24 protein-coding genes are annotated in these 23,274 nt (G+C 70.8%); 16 read left to right on the top strand and 8 right to left on the bottom strand.

Annotation, left to right across the window (positions count from 1 at the left end):
* Positions 1 to 15: 15 nt before the first annotated feature.
* The gene (gene dnaK, locus ACZ6R6_RS05115) at positions 16 to 1,887 is read right to left on the bottom strand and encodes a molecular chaperone DnaK (RefSeq protein ID WP_470090284.1); all 1,872 of its coding nucleotides are present in this window, start codon (positions 1,885 to 1,887) and stop codon (positions 16 to 18) included.
* Between the two features lie 205 nt (positions 1,888 to 2,092).
* Here dnaK and ACZ6R6_RS05110 point away from each other — a divergent pair, with 205 nt between their 5' ends.
* Both ACZ6R6_RS05110 and ACZ6R6_RS05105 read left to right on the top strand, forming a co-directional pair.
* Positions 2,093 to 2,668, top strand: coding sequence for an RNA polymerase sigma factor (locus ACZ6R6_RS05110; RefSeq protein WP_470090283.1), 576 nt, complete (start codon positions 2,093 to 2,095; stop codon positions 2,666 to 2,668).
* Entirely contained in the window at positions 2,661 to 3,782 is a 1,122-nt protein-coding gene (locus ACZ6R6_RS05105; protein WP_470090282.1) for a hypothetical protein, read from the top strand. Before ACZ6R6_RS05110 ends, ACZ6R6_RS05105 begins: the two co-directional genes overlap by 8 nt.
* A 62-nt stretch (positions 3,783 to 3,844) precedes the next feature.
* Here the strand turns inward: ACZ6R6_RS05105 and ACZ6R6_RS05100 are convergent, their stop codons facing one another.
* The 3 genes from ACZ6R6_RS05100 to ACZ6R6_RS05090 are packed head-to-tail and all read right to left on the bottom strand — an operon-like array spanning position 3,845 to position 4,987.
* Positions 3,845 to 4,309: a hypothetical protein gene (locus tag ACZ6R6_RS05100; protein WP_470090280.1), complete on the bottom strand. Its 465-nt coding sequence runs from the start codon at positions 4,307 to 4,309 to the stop codon at positions 3,845 to 3,847.
* Positions 4,310 to 4,346: 37 nt separating this feature from the next.
* Positions 4,347 to 4,757, bottom strand: coding sequence for a PIN domain-containing protein (locus ACZ6R6_RS05095; protein ID WP_470090279.1), 411 nt, complete (start codon positions 4,755 to 4,757; stop codon positions 4,347 to 4,349).
* On the bottom strand, positions 4,754 to 4,987 hold the full coding sequence (locus ACZ6R6_RS05090) for a type II toxin-antitoxin system VapB family antitoxin (RefSeq protein ID WP_470090277.1): 234 nt from the start codon (positions 4,985 to 4,987) through the stop codon (positions 4,754 to 4,756). Before ACZ6R6_RS05090 ends, ACZ6R6_RS05095 begins: the two co-directional genes overlap by 4 nt.
* Before the next feature lie 126 nt (positions 4,988 to 5,113).
* Between ACZ6R6_RS05090 and proC the strand changes: the two genes are divergently transcribed.
* From proC to ACZ6R6_RS05050, 8 genes are all read left to right on the top strand, one after another.
* A complete protein-coding gene (proC, locus tag ACZ6R6_RS05085) occupies positions 5,114 to 5,908 on the top strand; it encodes a pyrroline-5-carboxylate reductase (protein WP_306860526.1) in 795 nt (264 codons plus the stop codon).
* A 251-nt stretch (positions 5,909 to 6,159) separates the two neighbouring features.
* Positions 6,160 to 7,323: an acetoin utilization protein AcuC gene (locus tag ACZ6R6_RS05080; protein ID WP_470090276.1), complete on the top strand. Its 1,164-nt coding sequence runs from the start codon at positions 6,160 to 6,162 to the stop codon at positions 7,321 to 7,323.
* A 91-nt stretch (positions 7,324 to 7,414) separates the two neighbouring features.
* Entirely contained in the window at positions 7,415 to 8,203 is a 789-nt protein-coding gene (locus ACZ6R6_RS05075; protein ID WP_470090480.1) for a phosphatase, read from the top strand.
* A gap of 322 nt (positions 8,204 to 8,525) precedes the next feature.
* Positions 8,526 to 8,729, top strand: coding sequence for a helix-turn-helix domain-containing protein (locus ACZ6R6_RS05070; protein ID WP_012887307.1), 204 nt, complete (start codon positions 8,526 to 8,528; stop codon positions 8,727 to 8,729).
* 292 nt (positions 8,730 to 9,021) lie between these two features.
* A complete protein-coding gene (locus ACZ6R6_RS05065) occupies positions 9,022 to 9,120 on the top strand; it encodes a 30S ribosomal protein bS22 (protein WP_018654693.1) in 99 nt (32 codons plus the stop codon).
* A gap of 23 nt (positions 9,121 to 9,143) precedes the next feature.
* Positions 9,144 to 10,169 (top strand): NAD-dependent epimerase/dehydratase family protein, encoded by a 1,026-nt coding sequence (locus tag ACZ6R6_RS05060; RefSeq protein ID WP_470090275.1) that lies wholly within the window; start codon positions 9,144 to 9,146, stop codon positions 10,167 to 10,169.
* Positions 10,170 to 10,174: 5 nt separating this feature from the next.
* A complete protein-coding gene (locus ACZ6R6_RS05055; protein WP_470090274.1) occupies positions 10,175 to 11,167 on the top strand; it encodes a lysophospholipid acyltransferase family protein in 993 nt (330 codons plus the stop codon).
* Positions 11,168 to 11,312: 145 nt separating this feature from the next.
* A complete protein-coding gene (locus tag ACZ6R6_RS05050) occupies positions 11,313 to 12,347 on the top strand; it encodes an alpha/beta fold hydrolase (RefSeq protein WP_470090273.1) in 1,035 nt (344 codons plus the stop codon).
* 188 nt (positions 12,348 to 12,535) lie between these two features.
* Here the strand turns inward: ACZ6R6_RS05050 and ACZ6R6_RS05045 are convergent, their stop codons facing one another.
* The 3 genes from ACZ6R6_RS05045 to ACZ6R6_RS05035 all read right to left on the bottom strand — a co-directional run bounded on the left by ACZ6R6_RS05045 (position 12,536) and on the right by ACZ6R6_RS05035 (position 14,918).
* Positions 12,536 to 13,402 (bottom strand): HAD family hydrolase, encoded by an 867-nt coding sequence (locus ACZ6R6_RS05045; RefSeq protein ID WP_470090272.1) that lies wholly within the window; start codon positions 13,400 to 13,402, stop codon positions 12,536 to 12,538.
* 85 nt (positions 13,403 to 13,487) lie between these two features.
* Positions 13,488 to 14,159: a DUF5667 domain-containing protein gene (locus ACZ6R6_RS05040; protein ID WP_306860503.1), complete on the bottom strand. Its 672-nt coding sequence runs from the start codon at positions 14,157 to 14,159 to the stop codon at positions 13,488 to 13,490.
* 114 nt (positions 14,160 to 14,273) lie between these two features.
* Positions 14,274 to 14,918: a sigma-70 family RNA polymerase sigma factor gene (locus ACZ6R6_RS05035; RefSeq protein WP_306860502.1), complete on the bottom strand. Its 645-nt coding sequence runs from the start codon at positions 14,916 to 14,918 to the stop codon at positions 14,274 to 14,276.
* A gap of 374 nt (positions 14,919 to 15,292) precedes the next feature.
* Between ACZ6R6_RS05035 and ACZ6R6_RS05030 the strand changes: the two genes are divergently transcribed.
* Positions 15,293 to 16,882: an antibiotic biosynthesis monooxygenase gene (locus ACZ6R6_RS05030; RefSeq protein WP_470090270.1), complete on the top strand. Its 1,590-nt coding sequence runs from the start codon at positions 15,293 to 15,295 to the stop codon at positions 16,880 to 16,882.
* Here the strand turns inward: ACZ6R6_RS05030 and ACZ6R6_RS05025 are convergent.
* The gene (locus ACZ6R6_RS05025) at positions 16,872 to 17,120 is read right to left on the bottom strand and encodes a glutaredoxin family protein (protein WP_306860498.1); all 249 of its coding nucleotides are present in this window, start codon (positions 17,118 to 17,120) and stop codon (positions 16,872 to 16,874) included. The two genes, ACZ6R6_RS05030 and ACZ6R6_RS05025, sit on opposite strands and share 11 nt — an antisense overlap.
* A gap of 291 nt (positions 17,121 to 17,411) precedes the next feature.
* Here ACZ6R6_RS05025 and ACZ6R6_RS05020 point away from each other — a divergent pair, with 291 nt between their 5' ends.
* The 5 genes from ACZ6R6_RS05020 to hemB all read left to right on the top strand — a co-directional run bounded on the left by ACZ6R6_RS05020 (position 17,412) and on the right by hemB (position 23,155).
* Positions 17,412 to 18,119 carry a redox-sensing transcriptional repressor Rex gene (locus ACZ6R6_RS05020; protein ID WP_470090269.1) on the top strand — a complete coding sequence of 236 codons (708 nt, stop codon included), beginning with the start codon at positions 17,412 to 17,414 and terminating at the stop codon, positions 18,117 to 18,119.
* Between the two features lie 94 nt (positions 18,120 to 18,213).
* Positions 18,214 to 19,545: a glutamyl-tRNA reductase gene (locus ACZ6R6_RS05015; protein ID WP_470090268.1), complete on the top strand. Its 1,332-nt coding sequence runs from the start codon at positions 18,214 to 18,216 to the stop codon at positions 19,543 to 19,545.
* Positions 19,546 to 19,589: 44 nt separating this feature from the next.
* Positions 19,590 to 20,462, top strand: coding sequence for a hydroxymethylbilane synthase (gene hemC, locus ACZ6R6_RS05010; RefSeq protein ID WP_470090476.1), 873 nt, complete (start codon positions 19,590 to 19,592; stop codon positions 20,460 to 20,462).
* On the top strand, positions 20,459 to 22,039 hold the full coding sequence (locus ACZ6R6_RS05005) for a bifunctional uroporphyrinogen-III C-methyltransferase/uroporphyrinogen-III synthase (RefSeq protein ID WP_470090267.1): 1,581 nt from the start codon (positions 20,459 to 20,461) through the stop codon (positions 22,037 to 22,039). Before hemC ends, ACZ6R6_RS05005 begins: the two co-directional genes overlap by 4 nt.
* Positions 22,040 to 22,168: 129 nt before the next feature.
* The gene (gene hemB / locus ACZ6R6_RS05000; RefSeq protein ID WP_470090265.1) at positions 22,169 to 23,155 is read left to right on the top strand and encodes a porphobilinogen synthase; all 987 of its coding nucleotides are present in this window, start codon (positions 22,169 to 22,171) and stop codon (positions 23,153 to 23,155) included.
* Positions 23,156 to 23,274: the final 119 nt, after the last annotated feature.

Here is a 23,274-nt window from a genome sequence, read left to right as displayed (position 1 = left end):
TCGGCTCTCCCGCCGTCACTTCTTGCCGTCTTCGCGCTTCGGCTCGTCATCCACGATCTCGGCCTCGACCACGTCGTCGTCGGCCTTCTGGCCGGCCGCGTCGTCGGCGCCGGTGGCGCCGGCCGGAGCCTCGGAGCCCTGGGACTGGGCGTAGATCGCCGAGCCCATCTTCTGGCTGACGGTGGCGAGCTTCTCGGCCGCGGTGCGGATCTCGGCCGAGTCGGTGCCCTCAAGCGTCTTCTTGAGCTCGGCGAGCGCCTCGTTGACCTCGGTCTTGATGTCGTCCGGGACCTTCTCGGCGTTCTCGCCGAGGAACTTCTCGGTCTGGTAGACGAGCGAGTCGGCGTTGTTGCGCGTCTCGGCGTCCTCGCGGCGCTTCTTGTCCTCTTCGGCGTAGGACTCGGCCTCGCGCATCATGCGCTCGATGTCGTCCTTCGGCAGCGCGGAGCCGCCGGTGATCGTCATCGTCTGCTCCTTGCCGGTGCCGAGGTCCTTGGCGGAGACGTTGACGATGCCGTTGGCGTCGATGTCGAAGGTGACCTCGATCTGCGGGATGCCGCGCGGCGCCGGGGCGATGCCGGTCAGCTCGAAGGTGGCCAGCTTCTTGTTGTAGGCGGCGATCTCGCGCTCGCCCTGGTAGACCTGGATCTGCACCGACGGCTGGTTGTCCTCGGCCGTGGTGAAGACCTCCGAGCGCTTGGTCGGGATCGTGGTGTTGCGCTCAATGATCTTGGTGAAGATGCCGCCCTTGGTCTCGATGCCCAGCGACAGCGGGGTCACGTCGAGCAGCAGGACGTCCTTGACCTCGCCCTTGAGCACGCCGGCCTGGAGGGCGGCGCCGATGGCCACGACCTCGTCCGGGTTGACGCCCTTGTTGGGCTCCTTGCCGCCGGTCAGCTCCTTGACGAGCTCGGCGACCGCGGGCATGCGGGTCGAGCCGCCGACGAGCACCACGTGGGCGATGTCGGAGACCTTGATGCCGGCGTCCTTGATGACCTGGTTGAACGGGCCCTTGGTCCGCTCGAGCAGGTCGGCGGTGATCCGCTGGAACTCGGCGCGGGTGAGCTTCTCCTCCAGGTGGAGGGGGCCCTCGGCCGAGGCGGTGATGTAGGGGAGGTTGACGGAGGTCTCCGACTGGCTGGAGAGCTCGATCTTGGCCTTCTCCGCCGCCTCGCGCAGGCGCTGGAGGGCCATCTTGTCCTTGGTCAGGTCGACGCCGTGGGCGTTCTTGAACCGGGTCGCGAGCTCGTCGACGACGCGCTGGTCCCAGTCGTCACCACCGAGGTGGTTGTCGCCGCTGGTGGCCTTGACCTCGACGAAGCCGTGGCCGTCCTCCTGGCCGACGTCGAGCAGGGACACGTCGAAGGTGCCGCCGCCGAGGTCGAAGACGAGGATGGTCTCGTCCTTCTCCTTGTCCAGGCCGTAGGCGAGCGCCGCCGCGGTGGGCTCGTTGATGATGCGCAGGACGTTGAGACCGGCGATGGTGCCGGCTTCCTGGGTCGCCTGGCGCTGGGCGTCGTTGAAGTAGGCCGGGACGGTGATCACCGCGTCGGTGATCTTCTCGCCCAGGTAGGCCTCGGCGTCCTGCTTGAGCTTCTGCAGGACGAAGGCGCTGATCTGCTGCGGGGAGAACTTCTTGCCGTCGATCTCGACGGACCAGTTGGTGCCCATCTCGCGCTTGACCGAGCGGATCGTGCGGTCCACGTTGGTGACGGCCTGCCGCTTGGCGACCTCACCGACGAGGACCTCGCCGTTCTTGGCGAAGGCGACCACGGACGGCGTGGTCCGCGAGCCCTGCGCGTTGGCGATGACGGTGGGCTCACCGCCCTCGAGGATCGAGACGACGGAGTTGGTCGTCCCCAGGTCGATACCTACCGCACGTGCCATGAGTACGTCCTTGTAGTCAAAGTTGAGTCGGTCAGACTCATAGTGGAACCTCGTGCGAGGTTTGTCAAACGACTTGAGTCTATGTCGCTCAACCCTGTGGGGCGTGAAAGCATTCCCGCCCTTCGGGAAACAGCAGGCGTTCCCTGTCTCCCAACGAAGGAGCACGCATGATCGCTCCCCCTGATCCCGGTCGGGGGGCCGAGACGTGATCGGCTCCCCCGATCTCGGGCTCGGGCCCGGGGCCGGCGAGTGGTCGCCGCGCGACGACTTCGACCGGGTCTTCGACGCCCACTTCGCCGAGATCCACCGCTACGTCGCCCGGCGCCTGGACACCGACGCCGCCGACGACATCGCGGCCGAGACCTTCCTCGTGGCCTTCCGCGACCGCGACCGCTTCGACGTCGAGCGGGGCGGCGTCCGGCCCTGGCTGTACGGCATCGCCACCAACCTGCTGGCCAGGCACCGGCGGAGCGAGGTACGCCGCTGGAAGGCGCTCAGCCGTGCCGAGGCGGCAGGTCATGTGGACAGCCACGAGAACGCCGTGGCCGTCAGGGTCGCCGCCGGGCAGGTGACCGGCCGGCTCGCGGGGGCGCTGGCCGGCCTGGCCAAGCGCGACCGCGACGTCGTCCTGCTCGTCGCGCTCGGCGGGCTCGCCCACGCCGAGGTGGCGGCCGCGCTGGACATTCCCTACGGGACCGTGGCGTCCCGGCTGAACCGCGCCCGCAAGCAGCTCCGCAGGGCGCTGGGCGACGTCAACCCGCTGGAGGCCGCCGATGGATGAGATCACCCTGCTGGCGTCCGCCCTGCCGGACGCGCCGCCGCCGACACCCGAGGCCGTCGCCCGCGCCCGCGCCCGCCTGACCACCCACGAGGTACGGCGCCGCCGTCACCCCACCTGGACACTGATCATTGGAGCCTCCATGGCCACCGCCGCCGTCATCACCGCAGTCGCGCTGGCCGCGACCCTCCTGGCCCCGGCGTCACCCCCGGCGCTGGGAGCGCCGAAGACCGGTGGGCGACTGCTCCTGGAAGTCGCCGACAGGGCGGAGAAGCTGCCGCCCGGGAGCGGCGCCTACTGGCGCCTCCAGGCGACCAACGTCGGCCGGCATCTGGTCGGCAAGGAATCCGCGCGCTACTGGATCGCGTCCAGGGAGAACACGGTCCAGTGGACCCCGCGGAAGCCGGGAGACCTGTACGTCGAGGCGAAGGAGTCATCCGGTGCCCGGCCGGACACGCCGGAGGACGAGAAGATCTGGCGGAAGCAGGGCTCGCCCAAGCGCTGGAACCTGTTCGCGTGCGAGGCCCCTTCTCCCGGCTGTCCCGTCCTCACCGACAAGCCGTCGCGGCGTCAGTACCGGATCATGGGTAAGGTCATCGACCTCGGCATGGCCGGCCTCACCGTCGCCGAGCTGGACGCCCTCCCGACCGATCCGGCGCGGCTGCGAGAGCGCCTCGAGGGCTACCGCAAGGACTTGCAGAAGCGGGGCATCACGCAGCCCTGGGAGAAATTCCTCCAGCAGGCCGTGCTCGATCTGGCGATCATGCCGGCCCCTCCCGGGCTCCGGGCGGCGTTGCTGCGCCTGTACGCCGAAGGACCCGAGGCCAGGACGGCACGGGAGGACAACGATCCGCTGGGCCGTCCCGCCGTCGCCGTCGGCCTCGGCGCGGGCAGTGCCGTACTGGGCGTCCGCGAGGTGCCGGCCAAGCAAGAGGTCCTCCTCGATCCTCGGACCGGTGAGGGCATGGCCCTGAGAATCGTCACGACGGCCGCGGAAGGCGGGGTCCCGGAGGGCACCGTGACGACCTACAGGGTCATCGACAAGATGGGCTGGACCGATGAGCGGCCCAAGCTTCCCTCGGGCTGCCGGATGAAGGCCGGCGTCACCTGCCGCTGACCCCTCGGCCACGGCTCCCGCCGCGCGGCGGGAGCCGTGGCGGGCTCGGGACCCGGCGCCGCTCAGGACCTGGCGCCGTCGACGACCTTGCGGTCGCCGAGGGGGGCCTTGAGCTTGACGGTCGTCACCTTCTGGACGGCGATGGCGATGCAGGCCATGTTCCGGGCCTTGGCGCTCGGGCCCTCCCAGAGGGTGACGGTCACGCGCCTGGCCGTCTCCTTGACGCTCACGCGGTCGAGCACGGTGCACGGCTCCACCCCGGACCACCAGGTGATCCGCAGGCTCCGCCCGTCCTTGGACGGCTCCGCCGTCAGCCACCGCACCTTGCGGGGGTTGACGGTGTGGCCCTGGGGCCTGGTCGCCCGGGGGCCCTGTGAGGGCTCGACCCGGGGGGCCACCGTGTGGGCCACCGGTCTGGAAGGGCCGGCGCCGGTGGTCGCGGCGCCGGTGACGGCGCCGGCGCTGTGTTCGGCGCCGCAGCCCACGGCCAGCAGCAGGCTTCCGGCCAGAAGAGAGGTCGCGATCATACGCATACCCTTACAACGGACCGGGCCCCGGCCCGGTTCAGTGCGTCCGGACGTCGCGCTGCAGGACCTCGGTCATGACCGTCGAGACGGTGACGAAGTCGTCGTCGATGTGCAGCACGGTCAACCCGTGGTGCACGGCTGTCGCGCACAGCGGCAGGTCGATCGGTCCGGTGGAACGGTGCTGCCCTTTCTGGGTGAGTTTGTACTGGGCGTTCTCCACCCAGCGCCATGCGGCCTTGGGGACCGGGACGGACTTGCACAGGGCCTCCAGCTCGGCCTCCAGATCGTCGCGGTGTGCGGGACCGGTCGCCGAGTAGAGGAACTCCGTCCTGGTCGGTTCGCAGATGCTCAGCACCCCGGATGAGATCCGGTCGGACCAGGCGTCTCGGGTCTCGGGGGTGCGCAGCAGGTGCCAGATGGCCGAGGTGTCGGCGAGGTGGCGGATCAAGAGAGGAACTGCCGCCGCGCCACCTTGGCCACCTGCCGAGCCTTCATCGCGTCGTCGAACTCGCCCCGTTCCGCACGGGCCGCCAGCTTCTCCAGCGCTTCGATCCGCTTGACCCGGGCCACGTATTCGCGCAGGGCCGCGTTCACGGTGTCCTTCTTCGTCGAGGTGCCCAGCATCCTCATGGCTTCGGCGAGAGCTTCGTCGTCTATGTCGATCTGGGTGACGGTCACTCTGCCCCTCCAACGTTGGTTACCACTAAATGCAGTGTATGTCGCCACCATGGGCGGCTGCCGGGGGCCGCGTGGGCGGATCCCATAGGCTGGTCAACCACTTCTCCTCAGGCAAGGTGCGCTGACATGATCGCGATTCTGGGAACCGGCAAGATGGGCGAGGCGCTGCTGTCGGGGCTGCTCCGGGCCGGGTTCAGGCCGGGTGACGTGATGGCGACCGCGCGGCGCGCCGAGCGGGCCGCGGCCCTCAGGGAGCGCTACGGCGTGCAGGTGGTCTCCAACGCCGAGGCCGCCAAGGGCGCCGACACGATCATCCTCGCGGTCAAGCCGCAGGACATGGGGTCCCTGCTGGCCGAGATCGCGGCGCACGTCCCGGCCGACCGGCTGGTGATCTCGGCGGCGGCGGGCATCACCACCTCGTTCGTGGAGTCGCGGCTCGGCGCCGACATCCCGGTGGTCCGGGTCATGTCCAACACGCCGGTCCTGGTGGACGAGGCGATGAGCGTGATCTCGGCGGGCGCCCACGCCTCGGAGGAGCACCTCAGGCGGGCCGAGGACCTGCTCAAGCCGGTCGGCAAGGTGCTGCGCATCCCCGAGACGCAGCAGGACGCCGCCACCGCCCTGTCCGGCAGCGGTCCGGCCTACTTCTTCTATCTCGTCGAGGCCATGGTCGACGCGGGCATCCTGCTCGGCATGCCCCGCACCGCGGCCCTCGACATGGTCACCCAGTCGATCGTCGGCGCGGCCATCATGCTCCGCGACTCCGGGGAGCACCCGGTGATCCTGCGCGAGGCGGTCACCTCCCCGGGGGGCACCACCATCGCGGCCATCGCCGAGTTGGAGAGGCACAGCGTCCGCGCCGCCTTCCTGGCCGCCATCGAGGCCGCGAGGGACCGCAGCCGCCAGCTCGCCGGGGGCTGATCACCCATCTTTCAGGGAACTTTCCTTGATAATGCATAATTCCCGCTGGATCCCGGCGGGAATGAGGCGATCGTGTCCGCGGCCGTCGCGTCAGAATAAGGCTGGATATTTCGCTCAGATGAAAACCGCCTTCTCCTCCGCGACAGCCGTGTAAACCCGTCCGCTCATCGGTGCGGTAACGTCGGCCGGGGTGGGAGATCGACCAGCGAGCGCGCCGCGACGCGTAGCGTCGCGATCAGACAGGGGGGCGCATGAGCCGGTCCGTTCGGGTCGTCTGGGACGACGCGCTCACCTCCTACGACTTCGGCCCCGGCCACCCGCTCGCGCCCGTGCGGGTCGAGCTGACCATGGCACTGGCCAGGGAGCTCGGCGTGCTGGACGCGGTCGAGGTGGCCGGCTGCGCCCCCGCCACCGACGACGAGCTGGCGCTGGTCCACAAGCGTGACTACATCGAGGCCGTCAAGCGGGTCTCCGTGACCGGGCGGCCCGACATGGCCCACGGGATCGGCAGCGAGGACAACCCCGCCTTCACCGGGGTGCACGAGGCCTCCGCGCTGATCACCGGCGCGAGCCTGGCCGCGGCCCGCGCGGTGTGGACGGGCGAGGCCGAGCACGCGGTGAACATCGCGGGCGGGCTGCACCACGCCATGGCCGCCACCGCGAGCGGGTTCTGCGTGTACAACGACCCCGCGGTGGCGATCGGCTGGCTGCTGGCTCAGGGGGCCTCCAGGGTCGCCTACGTGGACGTGGACGTCCATCACGGGGACGGCGTCCAGGCGCTGTTCCACGACGACCCCAGGGTCCTCACCGTCAGCCTGCACGAGAGCCCCCGCACCCTCTTCCCGGGCACGGGCTTCCCCGAGGAGACCGGGGCGGGGGGCAGCGCGGTCAACGTGGCGCTGCCGGCCGGCTGCGGCGACAGCGGCTGGCTGAGGGCCTTCCACGCGGTGGTGCCGCCGCTGCTGCGGGAGTTCGCCCCGGAGATCCTGGTCACCCAGCACGGCTGCGACAGCCACGCGCTGGACCCGCTGGCCCACATGATGCTCAGCCTGGACGGCCAGCGCACCGCCTACGCCGCGCTGCACGCGCTGGCCCACGAGACGGCGGGCGGCCGGTGGGTCGTGACCGGCGGCGGGGGATACGAGCTGGTGCAGGTGGTGCCCCGGGCGTGGACCCATCTGATCGCCGAGGTCTCCGGACATCCCCTCGCCCCGGAGACCGCCACCCCGCAGGCGTGGCGGCGGCTGGTCAGGGAGCGGACCAGGCAGACGGCGCCGTTGTCGCTGACCGATGGCAGAGATCCGGAATTTAGTGATTTCTCCGCTGGTTATGATCCAGCAGACCCGATCGACCGGGCCATCATGGCGACCAGGAAGGCCGTGTTCCCCTTCCACGGGCTGGATCCCCTCCCGTGACGCCGGCGGACAGGCCCACCGCCCGGACGGGGAGTGCGGAGCGAGTGACGGAGGAGGTCACAGTTTGACAGCGCCCGGACCGCGACGCACGGTGTCGCCGCTGACACGAGACGACCTCCGCGAGCACCTGATCCGCACCCGGATCGCCGGTGACGTGGCGACGAGCCGGGAGAACAACCTCGATCACTACAGGTCGCTGGCCAACCGGGACCCGCACCACATGTTCGGGCTGACGCCGGAGGGCCACTGGTCCTACCGCGACGTGCTGGCGCTGATGGCCAAGTCCGCCGGGGTGGTGGCCGACCCGGACCACTACGAGGGCCAGGACACCATCGATCCGGACCGCACGATCGGCGCGGTCGAGGCGATGGGCGACACGATCGCCGGCGTGCTCCGGACCGGCGGTCCCCGGATCCTCTTCGCCACCGGCCACCCCACCGGCCTGCTCACCGTCCACATGGCCCTGGCCAGGCTGGCGCGCGAGCACGGCGCGACCCTGCTGAGCCCGGCCGAGGGCTGGTCCTACTGGAGCGCCGGGTTCGGCCGCAAGCGTGAGATCCGCTACATGGACGACGTCGCCATGCTGGCCGACCGGGGCGCCTTCGTGCACACCCACGACGCGGCCCCGATGCGGGCCATGCTCGACGAGCTCGGCGCCGACCGCCCCGATCTGGTGATCGCCGACCACGGCTGGGCCGGCGCGGCCGGCGAGGCGGGCGTCCTCACCGTCGGCTTCGCCGACAGCAACGACCCCGCGCTCTTCGTCGGGGAGGCGGAAGGCAAGATCGCCGTGACCGTCCCGCTCGATGACAACGTGCTACCCAGATATTACGATCCGCTGACACGCCACCTGGTCGAGAGGGTCGTGCGAGCCCTCTGAGACGGGGGTTGCGCAAAATGGGCCATCCCTATACGGGCTTTTCGCGCCTGCATTCCGTGGTGCTCGCCGACCGTTTGCCAACTTTTTGATGATTGTGGGCGACTCTAATAAGAGACAGTTGGTCCGTTCCAAGATCGAGGCGAGGGGCACGGTCCGGCTGCTGGCCAGCGAGTTTCTCCATTTCGCTGACATGGGGCTGCGGAGACTGAGAAAGTAGGGGGTTTGCGCACCCGGAGTCCCGACTTACGCTGACGGCAGTACACGTGCGTGAGCAATGGCACCAGTGGGGATAACCCGGAAACACGTGCGGAAGAGGCGTCCGATGGGTGCAGGCGAAAGACCTCTCAGCGAGGTGAAGTTCCTGACGGTGGCCGAAGTGGCCACGGTCATGAGGGTGTCCAAGATGACTGTGTACCGACTCGTGCATTCGGGCGAGCTGCCGGCCATCCGGGTCGGTCGATCCTTCCGAGTGCCGGAGCAGGCGGTGCACGACTATCTCAGGGATGCCTACATCGAGGCCGGTTGAAGCGGGCGGGCCCCGGGCGACGGGCGGGGTGACCGGTGAGGAGCCGGCCGGCCGCGTGGCCAGCGCGGAACGGCGGGCGACCAGCAGGCCGGAGTCTCCCGGCCGGACCGGCCGGACCGGCGGCGGAGGGCCCATGCTTCAGTGAGGTAGCGGCGTGATCGCCACGCCGTGAGTTCCAGTACCCGGGATCCCCCCAGGGGCGATCTACCATGGATCGCCGGTAGTCTGTTGAGCCGGTGTGTTGTTCGCGCACCGGATTGACAATCTCGGCTACCAGCTACCTGGGGGTCCCGTGGGCTCTGTGATCAAGAAGCGCCGTAAGCGCATGGCGAAGAAGAAGCACCGCAAGCTTCTCAAGAAGACCCGTATTCAGCGGCGTAACAAGAAGTAGTAACGCGGATCTGCGAGGCGCCGATGACCCACACCGTGCTTGTCACCGGGGTCTCGCGCCACATCGGCGCCCGAGTGGCGAGCGTTCTCGCGGCTGACCCGGACATCGACCGGGTCATCGGAGTAGACACGGTGCCGCCGCCCTCGCTCTCACGTGATGGCGGCGTACCTCTCGGCCGGACGGAGTTCGTCCGCGTCGATCTGCGCAGCCCCGACATCGCCCAGGTGATCGCGGCCGCCGACATCGACACAGTGGTCCACATGAGCCTGGTGAGCGCCCCTCCCCGGAGTGGCGGCCGGATGCTCATGAAGGAGCACAACGTCATCGGCACCATGCAACTGCTCGGTGCCTGTCAGCGGTCCGCGACGGTCCGCCGTGTCGTCGTCCGCTCCACCACGGCGGTCTACGGCTCGTCCTCCCGCGATCCCGCGGTCTTCACCGAGGACGCGGAGCCGGGGGAGCCGCCGGCCCACGGATACGCCAAGGACGCCACAGAGGTCGAGGGCTACGTCCGCGGCTTCGCCCGGCGGCGCCGTGACGTGACCGTGTCGACGCTCAGGTTCGCCAACTTCATGGGGCCCGGCGTCGATTCGCCGCTGACCCGTTACTTCACCCAGTCCGTGGTGCCGACCGTGTTCGGCTTCGACCCCCGGCTGCAGTTCGTCCACGAGGACGACGCGGTCGAGGTGCTCAGGCGGATGGCGATGGAGGACCACCCCGGCACGTTCAACGTGGCCGGGGACGGCGTGCTCCTGCTGTCGCAGTGCGCCCGCAGGGCGGGCCTGCTCGCGCTGCCCGTGCCCTCTCCCGCCTTCCGTCTCCTGGGTGACCTGGCCCGCGGCGCGGGACTGGTCGACTTCTCCCCCGAGCAGCTCCGCCTGATGTGCCACGGCCGCGTGGTCGACACCGCCCGGCTGGCCGCCGGCCTCGGCTGGAAGCCCAAATTCTCGACCGCCGCCGCCTTCGAGGACTTCGTCCGCGCCCGGGACCTGGCCGGCGGGCTCCCCGCGGCCATGGTGGACGCGCTGTCCCGGGTGATGACAGGGTGACTCGGATGGCAGGCGAATCCGCTGAGACAGATGACGCCGAGGTGATCCCCATCACCCGGGCGCGCTCCACGTACGCGCCGCCGCCCGCCGGGCCCGGGCCTTCGTCCGGCGCGGGCGACCCGCCGCCCGGCGCGCAGGAGCCGTCGCCGGACGACGGCGACCGCGGCCTCGCCGAGCTGTTCGCCTTCCTGCGCCGCCGCGTCACGGGTGACTACGAGGTCGACGAGTTCGGCTTCGACCCCGAGCTCACCGACAGGGTGCTGCTGGAGCTGATCCGCCCGCTCTACCGCCACTGGTTCCGCGTCGAGACCGTCGGCATGCACAACGTGCCGGGTGACTCCGGCGCCCTCGTGGTGGCCAACCACTCGGGCACCCTCCCGCTGGACGGGCTCATGCTCCAGGTGGCGCTCCACGACGACCATCCCGAGCGCCGCGCGGTCCGTCTCCTCGGCGCCGACCTGGTCTACCAGCTCCCGCTGCTCGGCCACCTGTCCCGCAAGACCGGCCACACCCTGGCCTGCCGCGACGACGCCGACCGCCTGCTGCGCAAGGGCGAGCTCGTCGGCGTCTTCCCCGAGGGCTTCAAGGGCGTCGGCAAGCCGTTCTCCGAGCGTTACAAGCTGCAGCGCTTCGGCCGCGGGGGCTTCGTCGCCTCCGCCATCCGCGCCGGGGTCCCGATCGTCCCCTGCTCCATCGTGGGCGCCGAGGAGATCTATCCCAAGATCGGTGACCTGCGTTTCCTGGCCAGGGCCCTGGGCCTGCCCTACCTGCCGGTCACCCCGCTGTTCCCCTGGCTGGGGCCCCTCGGCCTGGTGCCGCTGCCGTCCAAGTGGCTGATCGGTTTCGGCGAGCCCATCCGCACCGACCAGTTCGATCCCACGGAGGCGGACGACCCCATGCTGGTCTTCAACCTCACCGACCAGGTCCGCGAGGTCATCCAGCAGCAGCTGAACGAGCTCCGCCTCCAGCGCGGCCACGCCTTCCCGCCCTTCTTCTGACCCCGGCGCCGTCCCCCCGGCCGCCGCGCACGCTCATCGCGCTTACCGGTCGCGCCGGTTTTTATTAGCCCCCGCGTCTAACAGTGGGCGCCCCGGGTGGCTATGGTGTGCTCGACATCGAGCCTCCGAACGCGCGGGAGTGGTCATGGGCGCACGCCGTACCGCAAGAAGGGCCGTCGTCGCCGGGCTCGCCGTGGGGGTGGCGCTGGGGATCGCCGCACGGCGGCGCAGGGCGCACGCGGAGACGGCCCTCGGCGGGCACCGCGGCAGGCAGGTCACCGTCACCACCGACGACGGGGTACGGCTCGCGGTGGACGTCGAGGAGGCCGAGTCGCCCGAGTTCGCCGTGGTCTTCGCGCACGGCTGGGTGATGAACCGGCACTGCTGGCACTTCCAGCGGGAGGCGCTGGCGGGCAGGGCCACGCTGGTCTTCTACGACCAGCGCGGGCACGGAAACTCCTCGACCGGAGCGCTCGACGCGTGCACGGTCGACCGGCTCGGCGACGACCTGGCCGCCGTGGTCGAGCAGGCCGTACCCGGAGGGCTGCCGGTGGTGCTCGTCGGCCACTCGATGGGCGGGATGACGGTCATGGCGTTCGCCGGACGCCACCCCGGCGCCTTCGCCGCGCGCGTGGCCGGGGTGGCGCTGCTGAGCACCTCCTCCGGCCTGCTGGCCGGCAGCACGTTCGGGCTCCCCGGCCCGATCGGGCGGCTCGCCCCGCGCGTCACACCCGCCGTGTTCGAGCGCATGCTGACCCGCGCCACGCTCATCGACCGCAGCGCCGCCCTCAAGTCACGCACCAACCTGCCGGTGACCCGCTACATCGCCTTCGGTCCCCGGGCGCCACGCGGGCACGTGCGCTTCGTCAACGACATGGCCGCGGCCACCCCCACCGAGGTGATGGTCGGCTTCTTCCGCGACTTCCTCGTCCACGACAAATACGCGGCGCTGGCCGCGCTCGGCTCGGCGGAGACGCTGGTCATGGTCGGCGGCCGGGACCGGCTCATCCCGCCCGCCCACAGCCGCCGCATCGCCGAGGCGATCCCCGGCGCCGAACTGGCCGTGCTCCCCGGGGCCGGCCACATGATCGGTCTCGAACGTCCGGAGGCCGTCAACCAGGCCCTGGCGGACCTGTTCGACCGGGCCGCCCGCCGTACGGGGGCCCGCCCGGAGCGGTAGGGGCGGTGCTCGTCTGTGGTGCCGGGCGCCCACCCGGGACGCTGGACGGTCATCCGGACCGTGGGCGGTCACCTGGACCGCTGGGCGGTCAACCGGAGGGCCGCGGGGCGGTGGTGGCCGGGCTCGCCTGGAGCCGTCGGGCGGTGGCCGCCGGGGTCACCTGGGGTGCCGGATGGTGGCCGCCGGGCTCACTTGGCGCGGTAGAGGCGGCGCAGGGCGACGGCGGCGGCCACGCCGCCGGCGAGGGCTCCGGCGCCCGCGGCGACGGGCAGGGCGACCATGGTGGCCTTACGCCCGGTGCGGAAGTCCTTGATGTCCCACTTGTTCTCCCGGGCGTGGTCACGCAGTTCGCCGTCGGGGTTGATCGCGACGGCGTTGCCGACCAGGGAGAGCAGCGGCAGGTCGTTGGCCGAGTCGCTGTAGGCCGAGCACCGCGACAGGTCGAGACCCTCCCGGCGGGCCAGCGCCCGGACCGCCTCGGCCTTGGCGGGGCCGTGGAGCAGGTCGCCGACCAGGCGGCCGGTGTAGACGCCGTCGACGGTCTCGGAGACGGTGCCGAGCGCGCCGGTCAGGCCGAGGCGCTGGGCGATCACGCGGGCGAGCTCCACCGGGGTCGCGGTGACCAGCCAGACGCGCTGACCGGCGTCCAGGTGGCTCTGCGCGAGGGCGCGGGTGCCGGGCCAGATCCGGTCGGCCATGGCCTCGTCGAAGATCTCCTCGCCCAGGCGGACGATGTCTTCGACCCTGCTGCCCGCCACGAACGCCAGCGCGGTCTCCCTGGCCTGGGCGATGTGCTCGGGGTTCTCGTCGCCGCGGACCCGGAACACCGCCTGGCCGAGCGCGAACTTGACCAGGTCCTTGGTGGTGAACAGCCCCCGCGAGGCCAGACCCCGCGCGAAGTGGTAGATGGAGGCCCCGCGCATCATGGTGTTGTCGACGTCGAAGAAAGCGGCGGCGGTCGGGTCGGGATCGGCCATCGGCATCGCGACCGCCGCCGCGGCCGCCACCTCTCCGGCTATCTCCGGTCCGCCCCGCCGTCGTATCAGCCGCTTCATAGCACCTCAGCTTAACTGGCACAGGTGGGTGAAATCGGTGTACATCGCGTTAGCGGAAGGTGATGTCTCGCATGTGTGAGGGTCTTCATCCGGGCGGGGCCAGGCCCTCGATGTAGTTGAGATAGCCGTTGGCCCTGCGCCGTTCCTCGACGTCCATCTTGGGGAGCATCCCCTCGATCTGGTTGCGCTGTTTCTGGACGAAGCGCTTGAGCCGGCCCGTGCTCCTGGCGTCGCTTTTCGCGTCGCGGCGCCGCACCCGGGTCAGGGAGGTGACCGCGGAGCGGGTGGTGTCCTCCATGGCCTGGAGGGTCTCCTCGATGAGGTCGCTCTGGCGCCGGGTGGCGCCGAGGAGCTCCTCGACCTCGTGGGCGCGGGTCTCGGCGTAGTCGAAGGAGCGGCCCGCCCGTTCGGCGTCGTCGGTGCTCAGGTGGAACAGCGTGCTCTCGGCGGCGCGTTTGAGCGGGTAGAGCGTGTCTCCCGGCATCGACCGGTAGGTCGCCAGGCCCGCCAGGACCATCGTGGCCGCCAGGCCCAGGCTCAGGAACCGGGCCAGCGGGCCCGGGCGCGGCCTCGGCCGTGCCGGGGCGGGCCGTTCGGCGGGCGGGCCGTCCTGGCCGGAGGCGTCCATGAGGCGGTCGCGGAGCGCGGAGCGGAACTCCGGACGGGGACCGCCTCCCATCCGGGAGCCGAGCCTCGTCACGCGGTTCTGGATGCGCGCCTGCGATCTCCGTGAGATCCCGGGCAGCCACTTACCCATGAACGCTCCCTGCCGCCCCCAGCTCACGATCCATCGTTGTCACTTGCTTAACGAGGGCTCGGCGCGCCAGGTTACGCGGTACGTCGCCATCGGCGTCCCGCATGGCGGCCAAGGTCAGCTGAGGTCCGAGGGGAGTGCGCGGGCGAGCGCCCGGATCGCCCGGAACTGCAGCGCCTTGATCGCCCCGCTCTTCTTGCCCATGATGAGCGCGGTCTCCGCCAGCGACATGCCGTGCAGGAAGCGCAGGACCACGCACTCCTGCTGCTCGGGGCCGAGATCGCGGACGGCGCTGAGCACCCGATCGCTGATCATGGCGGTGACGACGGCGTTCTCCGGGATGTGCGGGCCGTCGAGCGGGGTGTCGATCACCTCGGCGGTCGAGACCTCAAGCCGGTACCTGCCGGATTTGAAGTGGTCGGTGATCAGGTTCCTGGCGATCGTCACGAGCCAGGCCCCGAAGTCGCGCCCCTGCCAGGTGAAGTCGGCGATCCGGCGGAGCGCGCGCAGGAAGGTCTCGCTCGTGAGGTCCTCGGCCAGCGGGTGGGATCCGACCCGGAAGTAGATGTAGCGGTAGACGAGGTCGAGATAACGGTCGTAGAGCGTGCCAAACGCGTCCGTGTCTCCCGTTTTGGCACGCAGAACGAGCCTCCGGAGATCCTCCGAGGCGTCCTCGCGTGCGGCGAGCTCGTTCCTGCGGACAGGCTGGGCCGCCCCGGAAGCGGTGGGGACAGGCCCGGCGAATGGCCACGTGTCTGGCATCCGGTATCCCTGTGGGGGAGGGGGTGCGGCGTGCTCGCTCACTCTAGAAATGAACAGGAAATTCCACAATCCACTTCGTAACGTCGTGACTAGGGGTAATCGGTCGATACGGTGTGGGGCCGGTAGTTTCTGGCCGGACCGAGGAGCCGACTACCAGTTCGGCTACCGGTTAGGGGGTAATGTCCGGCAGCATTGGAGACACCATGGAAGTCCTCGTCGCTGTCATCGCGTTTGCCGGTGCGCTGCTCGCTGCCATTGCCACAGTCGCCCTCGTCGGCCGTCTCCGCGAGGAGCCCAAAGGCTGGTTGATCGCCTGGAGCATTACGACGGCGGCGCTCTGCCTGTCACTCGGAGTGATCGGTACTGGTCATTTAGTGGGATTTGGGTCGGCCACATTCCGGATTTATCAGCTGACCGGCTCGCTGCTCGCCCCCCTCTGGCTGGCCGTCGGAGTGGTCCAGCTCCTGGCGCGCAAGTCCAGCGCCAGGTTCGCCTCCTGGCTGCTGGGGACCGCGTTCACCGTCGTCGCCGCAGTGATCATGATGGTCGACCCGCTCCGGCTGGACACGGCCTTCTCCAAGACGCTGCCCGGCAGGAACTACTGGGGGTTGCCGCCGACCTATCTGCTCGGGGCCGTCCACCTGGCCGTCGCGCTCGTCCTGCTGGCCGGCATCGCGTTCGCGGTCCTGCGCTGGCGCGGGGGCGACGACTACGACGCCGACAACATGCACGCGCTCCTGGCGCTCGGCCCGACGGGCCTGGCCCTGCTCGGAGCCGTGAGCTTCACGGTCCCGGGGATGTTCACCGCGCTCCTGCTGTGCGTCACCGCCGCCGCGGTCTGGTACGTCGTGCTCCGCCCGCTCGCGCCCTACGAGGACGAGGACGACGAGGACGACGAGCCGGACGACGGCTGGGAGGAGCGCCGGCCGGCCGGCCGGCGCGCGGCCACCGAGCCGCCCCGGGACGTGCAGGTCGCGGGCCGCCGCCGGGCGCTGCCCGAGGAGCCCGGCCGCCGGGCGCTGCCCGAGGAGCCGCCCCGGCGCTCGGGCCTCGGCGACCTGGTGGCCGAATACCGCGCGGGCGAGCAGGAGGTCGACTACGCGGCACGCATGCAGCAGCCTCCCGCCCAGGGCGATCCGTTCGGCGGCCCCGCCACCGGCACCTTCATGGCCGGCGAGTACGGCATGCCGTCCCCCGGCCGGCCCGGTGGCGGCGAATACACCCAGCCGCCCCCGGTGACCGGCCAGTTCGGGATGGCACCGGCCGGCCAGGCGACCGGCGAGTACGACATCCCGGCCAACGAGTACGGCAGGCACACGGGCCCGGGCGGGGCCGGCAGGACCGCCGGTCCCAGCACCGGGGAGTTCGCCAGACCCGACGCGGCCTACGGCGCCCAGCCGGGCGGCAGCCTCCAGCCGATGCCCGCCGACCAGGCGTTCGGCACGTCCTCCGGATACGGTCAGGGCGCCCCCGAACCCGGCGCCGCCGGTTACGGCCAGGCCCCGGACCGCGGCCTCGGCGGCGTCCCCGGTTACGGCCAGGGCCCCGACCTGGGGCGCGGCGGCCCGCAGGCGGCCGGGCCCGGCTATCCGGGCGCCGCGGCCGAGCAGCCGGGCGGCTCCTCCCGCCCGTCCCCCAGCATCTTCGGCCTGCTGACCGTGTTCACCCTGATCGACGGCACCGGGGAGCGGTTCGACCGGCTGGCCGAGGAGACGCTTGAGGCGGTCCGCCACTCCGAGCCCGACACGCTCATCTACGTGTGCCACTCGGTGAAGTCGGCCCCGCTCCAGCGCATCGTCTACGAGCTCTACCGTGACGAGGTCGCCTACTCCGACCACCAGCGCCAGCCGCACGTGGAGCGTTTCGTCAGCGAGCGGCAGAACATGGTGCTGGCCACCAACGTGATCGAGCTCAACGTGAACGCCGCGAAGGTGATGCCGCTCCCGACGGCCTTCAGGCTCTGAGCGCGGCGCGCAGGCGGTTCTCGTCGACGCGCCAGAAGTCGTGCTGGACGCCGTCGACGAGGGTGACCGGGATCATCTCCCAGTATCGGGCCTGGTCCTCCTCGGAGGCGGTGATGTCGCGCTCCTCCCAGGGGACGCCCAGCTCCGTGGCGACCCGCTCGATCACCGTCCGAGCGTCGTCGCACAGGTGACAACCGGGCTTGCCGAGCAATGTGATGCGGTGGTCCTGCGGTGCCATGCCCGTCACGGTAGCCGAGTCGCGGGCATGTACCGGCGATCTCCCTGCTCCGCAATCAGGGAGAAAGCCATCGAGAGCGCGGCAAGTTACGCTGCTGGCACCGGGAGAGTGATCTCTCCGTAGTCGGAGGAGTGACGGGGAGGACACGCACCGTCAGCGCCGCGGCTGCGCCGCCGGCCCCCACTTTGTGCACCGGTTCACAAAGGGACTAACCTGAATGACAGTGGCCTCACCTCGTCATCCGTCGCGTCCGGACCGCGCCGGCCGCCTGTCCCCCTGGAGCTCCGGCACGTGATCCGCCGTCTGTCCCAAGCCCGTGAACGTGGCATCCCCGAGGCGACCGTCGCCCGGCTGCCGCTCTACCTGCGCGCGCTGAACGGCATGGCCGAGCGGGGTCTGGCGACCGTGAGCTCGGAGGATCTGGCCGTGGCGGCCGGGGTCAACTCGGCCAAGCTCCGCAAAGACCTGTCCCACCTGGGCTCCTACGGCACCCGCGGGGTCGGCTACGACGTCGAATACCTCATCTACCAGATCTCCCGCGAGCTGGGTCTGACCCAGGACTGGGCCGTTGCCATCGTCGGAGTGGGTAACCTCGGTCGTGCACTTGCCAACTACGGCGGGTTCGTCTCGCGTGGATTCCGGGTCGCCGCTCTCCTCGACGCCGACCCCGAAGTGGTGGGCGACCATATCGCGGGATTGAATGTGGAGCACATCGACGAGCTGGAAGCCGTGATAAGGCGGCGGGGAGTGTCGATCGTGGTGCTCGCGACGCCGGCGGCGGCGGCCCAGCAGGTGGCCGACCGGGTCATCGCCGCGGGGGTCACCAGCATCCTGAACTTCGCCCCCGTCGTACTTGCTGTGCCAGAAGGCGTCGATATCCGTAAAGTCGACCTATCTATTGAATTGCAGATCCTTGCGTTCCACGAGCAGCGCAAAACGGATCGGATGACTGGGGGGCCTGCGATGGCCGAGGAGTGGCCTGAGGCGGTGGACCTGTGAGCGAGCACGAGGTGCGGGCCCAGGGTCGCCGCGTCTCTCGAAACGACGCGGGAGACCGGGCACGTCCACGTCCGGGGAGAGGCGGGGAAGGCCGATGAGCGTTCTCGTCGTCGGCCTCAGCCACCGGACCGCTCCGGTGGCCCTGCTGGAGCGGGTCTCCGTCTCCGGTGACGCGCTGGTCAAGCTGCTCCACGCCGTCCAGCGGGATGCCTGCGTGGCCGAGGCCATGGTCGTCTCGACCTGCAACCGGGTCGAGGTCTACGCCACCGTGGACCGCTTCCACGCCGCGGTGACCGCGATCTCCGAGCTGCTGTCCGTCCACTCGGGCGTGCCCATGGAGCAGCTCTCGGCCCACCTCTACGTGCACTACGAGGACCGGGCCGTCGAGCACCTGTTCTCGATGGGGTCGGGCCTCGACTCGATGGTCCTGGGCGAGGGGCAGATCCTCGGCCAGGTCCGCACGGCCCTCAAGCTCGCCCAGGAGCAGGGCACGCTGGGCCCGACGCTCAACGAGCTGGTCCAGCAGGCGCTGCGGGTGGGCAAGCGCTCCCACACCGAGACCGGGATCGACCGGGCGGGCGCCTCCCTCGTGGGCGTGGGGCTCACCCTCGCCGAGCGCACACTCGGCCCGATCCAGGGCAGGCGCGCCCTGGTGGTCGGCGCCGGCTCGATGAGCGCCCTGTCGGCCGCGACCCTGCAGCGGGCCGGCGTCACCGACATCGTGGTGGTCAACCGGACCCACGAGCGCGCGGTACGGCTGGCCCAGACGGTGGGCGGCCGGGCCGCCGAGTTCGGTGACCTGACGCGCGAGCTGGCCGAGGCCGACCTGGTCATCTCGTGCACCGGCGCCACCGACGTGGTCATCACCGCCGACATGGTGGCGGCCCGGGAGATGTTCCTGCTGGACCTCGCGCTGCCCCACGACGTGGACCCCGCCGTACGGCGGCTGCCCGGCGTCACCCTCGTCGACCTGGAGTCGATGCAGGACGGCGCGGCCGACGCCGACACCGACGACGGCGGGCGTGCCGAGGCGGTCACCGCCGTGCGCCGGATCGTCGCCGCCGAGGTGGAGGCATACCTGTCGGCCGAGCGCGCCGCGCGGGTGACCCCGACCGTGGTCGCGCTGCGGACCAAGGCCGCGGACGTGGTCGAGGCGGAGCTCGGACGGCTCGCCGCGCGACTCCCGGAGTTCGACGGGCGGGTCCGCGACGAGGTCACGCAGACGATCCGGCGCGTGGTCGACAAACTGCTCCATGAGCCCACCGTGCGTGTCAAACAGCTCGCGGAGTCTCCGGCAGGCGATCATTATGCGGAGGCGTTGCGTGAGCTGTTCGACCTGGACCCGAAGGTCCCGCGCGCGGTGAGAAGCATCGAGAGGGCGGACATCGAGACGACCAGGACGACCAAGAAGGGGGTGGGCAGGTGAGCGACGTCTCCTCGCCGCTCAGGCTGGGCACCAGGCGCAGCCTCATGGCGACGACCCAGTCGGGGCTGGTCGCCGACCGGCTCACCGAGCTGACCGGCCGGGCCGTCGAGCTCGTCGGCGTCACCACGTTCGGTGACGTCACCAAGGCCAACCTCACCCAGCTCGGCGGGACGGGTGTCTTCGTCAGCGCGCTGCGCGACAAGCTGATCGAGGGCGAGATCGACTTCGCGGTCCACTCGCTGAAGGACCTCCCCACCACGCAGGACCCGCGCGTGGTCATCGCGGCGATCCCGCCGCGCGACGACCCCAGGGACGCCCTGGTCGCCGCGGTCAAGCTGGCCGACCTGCCGCCCGGCGCGAAGGTCGGCACAGGGTCCCCGCGCCGGGTCGCCCAGCTCAGGCTGCTCCGGCCCGACCTCGACTACGTCCCGATCCGCGGCAACGCCGACACCCGGATCGGCAAGGTCACCTCCGGTGAGCTGCAGGGCGTCGTGCTGGCCGCCGCCGGGCTCGGACGGCTGGGCCGCGAGGCCGAGATCTCCCAGGTCTTCGACGTGGAGGAGATGCTCCCGGCCCCCGGCCAGGGCGCGCTGGCCGTGGAGTGCCGGGCCGACCGGACCGACCTCGTCGAGTTCCTGAGCGTGCTCGACGACGCCCGCACCCGCGCCGCGGTGACCGCCGAGCGCGCGGTGCTCAACGCCCTGGAGGCGGGGTGCGCCGCTCCCGTTGGTGCGTATTCGGCCGATGACGGGCAAAATCTCATTCTGACCGCCGCTGTCGTCGCCGTCGACGGCAGGCAGGCGGTGCGCAAGTCCACCGCCGGGACCCTTTCGGCGCCGATGGATCTGGGCCGCGACCTCGCTGCCCAGATGATCGCTGAAGGGGCCGGCACGTTGATAGGGGAGCAAGCACATTGAGCTCCGGAAGTACCACCTTCGAGCGCCCGGCCGGGTTCGTCGCCTTCGTGGGGGCGGGCCCCGGTGACGAGGGCCTGCTCACGCTCCGTGGCGCCGACCTGCTGTCGAAGGCCGATGTCGTCGTGCTCGATCAGGAGGCGTACGGAGCGTTGCTCCGCCACTGCAGAGCGAACGTCGAAGTCGTCGATGCGGCCGAGGAGGGCGCGGTCTCGCTGAGGGCCGTGGCGGAGGCCAAGGGCGGGCGCGGTGTCGTACGGCTCTGCGGCGGCGATCCAATGTTCTTCTCCTCGATCACCGAGGAGGTCGCGGCCTGCACCAAGGCGGAGGTGGACTTCGAGATCGTGCCGGGCGTGCCCCCGGCGACGGCGGTGCTCACCTACGCGGGCATCCCCGCCGCGGTGGCGGTGCCGGAGTTCCGGGTCGTGGACGCGGCCCAGGTCGACGACTGGTCCGCCCACGCCATGGGCGCGGGCACCCTGGTGATCTACAACGGCGTCTCGGCGGCGGTGGCGATCGGCAAGGCGCTGATCGCCGCGGGCCGTCCCGACTCGACGCCGGTCGCGATCAGCAGCGCGGGCACCACCACCGAGCAGTACACCGTGGTGACCACGCTCGGCCGGATGGCGCCCGACCTCAAGCACGCCGGGATGACCGAGCCCGCGCTGATCGTGGTCGGCGAGGCCGTCGCCATGCGCGACCGGCTGTCGTGGTTCGAGACCAAGCCGCTGTTCGGCTGGCGGGTGCTCGTGCCCCGGACCAAGGAGCAGTCGGCCGCGCTGGTCGAGCAGCTGCACTCCTACGGCGCGGTGCCGGAGGAGGTCCCCACGATCTCCGTCGAGCCGCCGCGCACCCCGCAGCAGATGGACCGGGCGATCAAGGGCCTGGTCACCGGGCGCTACGAGTGGGTGGCCTTCACCAGCGCGAACGCGGTCAAGGCCGTGCGCGAGAAGTTCGAGGAGTACGGCCTGGACGCCCGCGCGTTCGCCGGGCTCAAGGTCGCGGCCGTGGGCGAGGCGACCGCCCGCGCGCTGGTGCAGTTCGGCGTCAAGCCGGACCTGATGCCCTCGGGCGAGCAGTCGTCGGAGGGCCTGCTGGCCGAGTGGCCGCCCTACGACTCGATGCTCGACCCGATCAACCGGGTGCTGCTGCCCCGGGCCGACATCGCGACCGAGACGCTGGTCGCCGGGCTGACCGAGCTCGGCTGGGAGTGCGACGACGTGACCGCCTACCGGACCGTCCGCGCGGCGCCGCCGCCGGCGCCGATCCGGGAGGCCATCAAGGGCGGCGGGTTCGACGCGGTGCTGTTCACCTCGTCGAGCACCGTACGCAACCTGGTGGGCATCGCGGGCAAGCCGCACAACGTCACGGTCATCGCGGTGATCGGGCCACAGACCGCCAAGACGGCCGAGGAGTTCGGGCTCCGTGTCGATGTGATGGCCGACAAACCATCGGCTTCCGCCCTCGCGGCCGCACTGGCCGAGTATGGTGCGAAGCAGCGGCAGGCCGCGCTCGCGGCCGGAGACGTCCCCCGCAGGCCCTCACAGACCCGGCGGGGAGCCCGGCGCCGCGCCAAGTAATCTGGAATCGTCGCGGACGCCCGACGGACGGACGAGGCGTCCGTGACGGTTCCCGTGAGCTCAGCGAGCCACATCCGAACACGGTCCCCCGGTTCCCGATCCCCTATGGCCGGGGGAGAGGGAGAGACCATGACCGCCCAGTTCCCCGTAGCGCGTCCGCGCAGGCTCCGCCGTACGGCGACGATGCGCCGGATGGTCGCCGGCACCAGGCTGCACCCGGCGGAGCTGGTGCTGCCGCTGTTCGTCAAGGAGGGCATCGACGAGCCGAACCCGATCGGCTCGATGCCCGGAGTGTTCCAGCACACCCGCGACTCGCTGCGCAAGGCCGCCCACGAGGCGGCCGAGGCGGGGGTCGGCGCGCTGATCCTGTTCGGCGTCCCCGCGGTGAAGGACGCCCGCGGGTCGGCCGCCGACGACCCGGACGGGATCGTCCAGCAGGCCGTCGCCGACCTGGTCGCCGACGTGGGCGACGCGATGGTCGTGATGACCGACACCTGCCTGGACGAGTTCACCGACCACGGGCACTGCGGCATCCTGACGCCTGACGGCGAGGTCGACAACGACGCCACCCTGGAGCGCTACGCCGCGGCCGCGGTCTCCCAGGCCCGCGCCGGATCGCAGGTCATCGCGCCCAGCGGGATGATGGACGGCCAGGTCGCCGCGATCCGCGCGGCGCTGGACGGCGACGGCTTCGAGCAGATCCCGATCCTGGCCTACTCGGCGAAGTACGCCTCGGCCTTCTACGGGCCGTTCCGGGAGGCGGCCGAGTGCGCGCCGCAGTTCGGCGACCGCAACGCCTACCAGCAGGACGCGGCCGGGCCGGTCGGCGAGGCGCTGCGCGAGGTGCGGCTGGACCTCGACGAGGGCGCCGACGCTGTGATGGTCAAGCCCGCGCTGGCCTACCTCGACATCCTGCGCCAAGTGCGCGACGCGGTCGACGTGCCGGTGGCCGCCTATCAGGTCAGCGGGGAGTACGCCATGGTCGAGGCCGCGGCGGCGAACGGCTGGATCGACCGGGACCGGGTGATCATGGAGTCACTGATTGCGATCCGCCGGGCCGGCGCCGACATGATCCTCACCTACTGGGCGACCGAGGTGGCCAAGAAGCTCCACTGAGACCAGCGGCACATAGCGAGAACTGGGGGTTTGCCGCTTGCTCGGGTGGTCTGTGCGTTAGAGTGCGGATACCGGTGCGGATGTGTCCCAGGTGGTGTGAGCCCTGGCTGTCTGACTTC

The sequence above is a fragment of the Streptosporangium sp. NPDC048886 genome, assembly GCF_055586905.1.
Note: the sequence above shows the minus strand (reverse complement) of the source record. Positions and strands in the feature narration are given on the sequence as shown.

Excerpts from the sequence above, each read along its gene's own strand:
- hemB (WP_470090265.1), top strand. The coding sequence starts at position 22,169 with ATGACCGCCCAGTTCCCCGTAGCGCGTCCGCGCAGGCTCCGCCGTACG.
- ACZ6R6_RS05045 (WP_470090272.1), bottom strand. The coding sequence starts at position 13,402 with ATGAAGCGGCTGATACGACGGCGGGGCGGACCGGAGATAGCCGGAGAG.
- ACZ6R6_RS05105 (WP_470090282.1), top strand. The coding sequence starts at position 2,661 with ATGGATGAGATCACCCTGCTGGCGTCCGCCCTGCCGGACGCGCCGCCG.
- ACZ6R6_RS05015 (WP_470090268.1), top strand. The coding sequence starts at position 18,214 with ATGAGCGTTCTCGTCGTCGGCCTCAGCCACCGGACCGCTCCGGTGGCC.
- ACZ6R6_RS05035 (WP_306860502.1), bottom strand. The coding sequence starts at position 14,918 with ATGCCAGACACGTGGCCATTCGCCGGGCCTGTCCCCACCGCTTCCGGG.
- ACZ6R6_RS05025 (WP_306860498.1), bottom strand. The coding sequence starts at position 17,120 with ATGGCACCGCAGGACCACCGCATCACATTGCTCGGCAAGCCCGGTTGT.
- ACZ6R6_RS05070 (WP_012887307.1), top strand. The coding sequence starts at position 8,526 with ATGGGTGCAGGCGAAAGACCTCTCAGCGAGGTGAAGTTCCTGACGGTG.
- ACZ6R6_RS05050 (WP_470090273.1), top strand. The coding sequence starts at position 11,313 with ATGGGCGCACGCCGTACCGCAAGAAGGGCCGTCGTCGCCGGGCTCGCC.
- dnaK (WP_470090284.1), bottom strand. The coding sequence starts at position 1,887 with ATGGCACGTGCGGTAGGTATCGACCTGGGGACGACCAACTCCGTCGTC.
- proC (WP_306860526.1), top strand. The coding sequence starts at position 5,114 with ATGATCGCGATTCTGGGAACCGGCAAGATGGGCGAGGCGCTGCTGTCG.
- ACZ6R6_RS05040 (WP_306860503.1), bottom strand. The coding sequence starts at position 14,159 with ATGGGTAAGTGGCTGCCCGGGATCTCACGGAGATCGCAGGCGCGCATC.
- ACZ6R6_RS05100 (WP_470090280.1), bottom strand. The coding sequence starts at position 4,309 with ATGATCGCGACCTCTCTTCTGGCCGGAAGCCTGCTGCTGGCCGTGGGC.
- ACZ6R6_RS05055 (WP_470090274.1), top strand. The coding sequence starts at position 10,175 with ATGGCAGGCGAATCCGCTGAGACAGATGACGCCGAGGTGATCCCCATC.
- ACZ6R6_RS05060 (WP_470090275.1), top strand. The coding sequence starts at position 9,144 with ATGACCCACACCGTGCTTGTCACCGGGGTCTCGCGCCACATCGGCGCC.
- hemC (WP_470090476.1), top strand. The coding sequence starts at position 19,590 with ATGGCGACGACCCAGTCGGGGCTGGTCGCCGACCGGCTCACCGAGCTG.
- ACZ6R6_RS05080 (WP_470090276.1), top strand. The coding sequence starts at position 6,160 with ATGAGCCGGTCCGTTCGGGTCGTCTGGGACGACGCGCTCACCTCCTAC.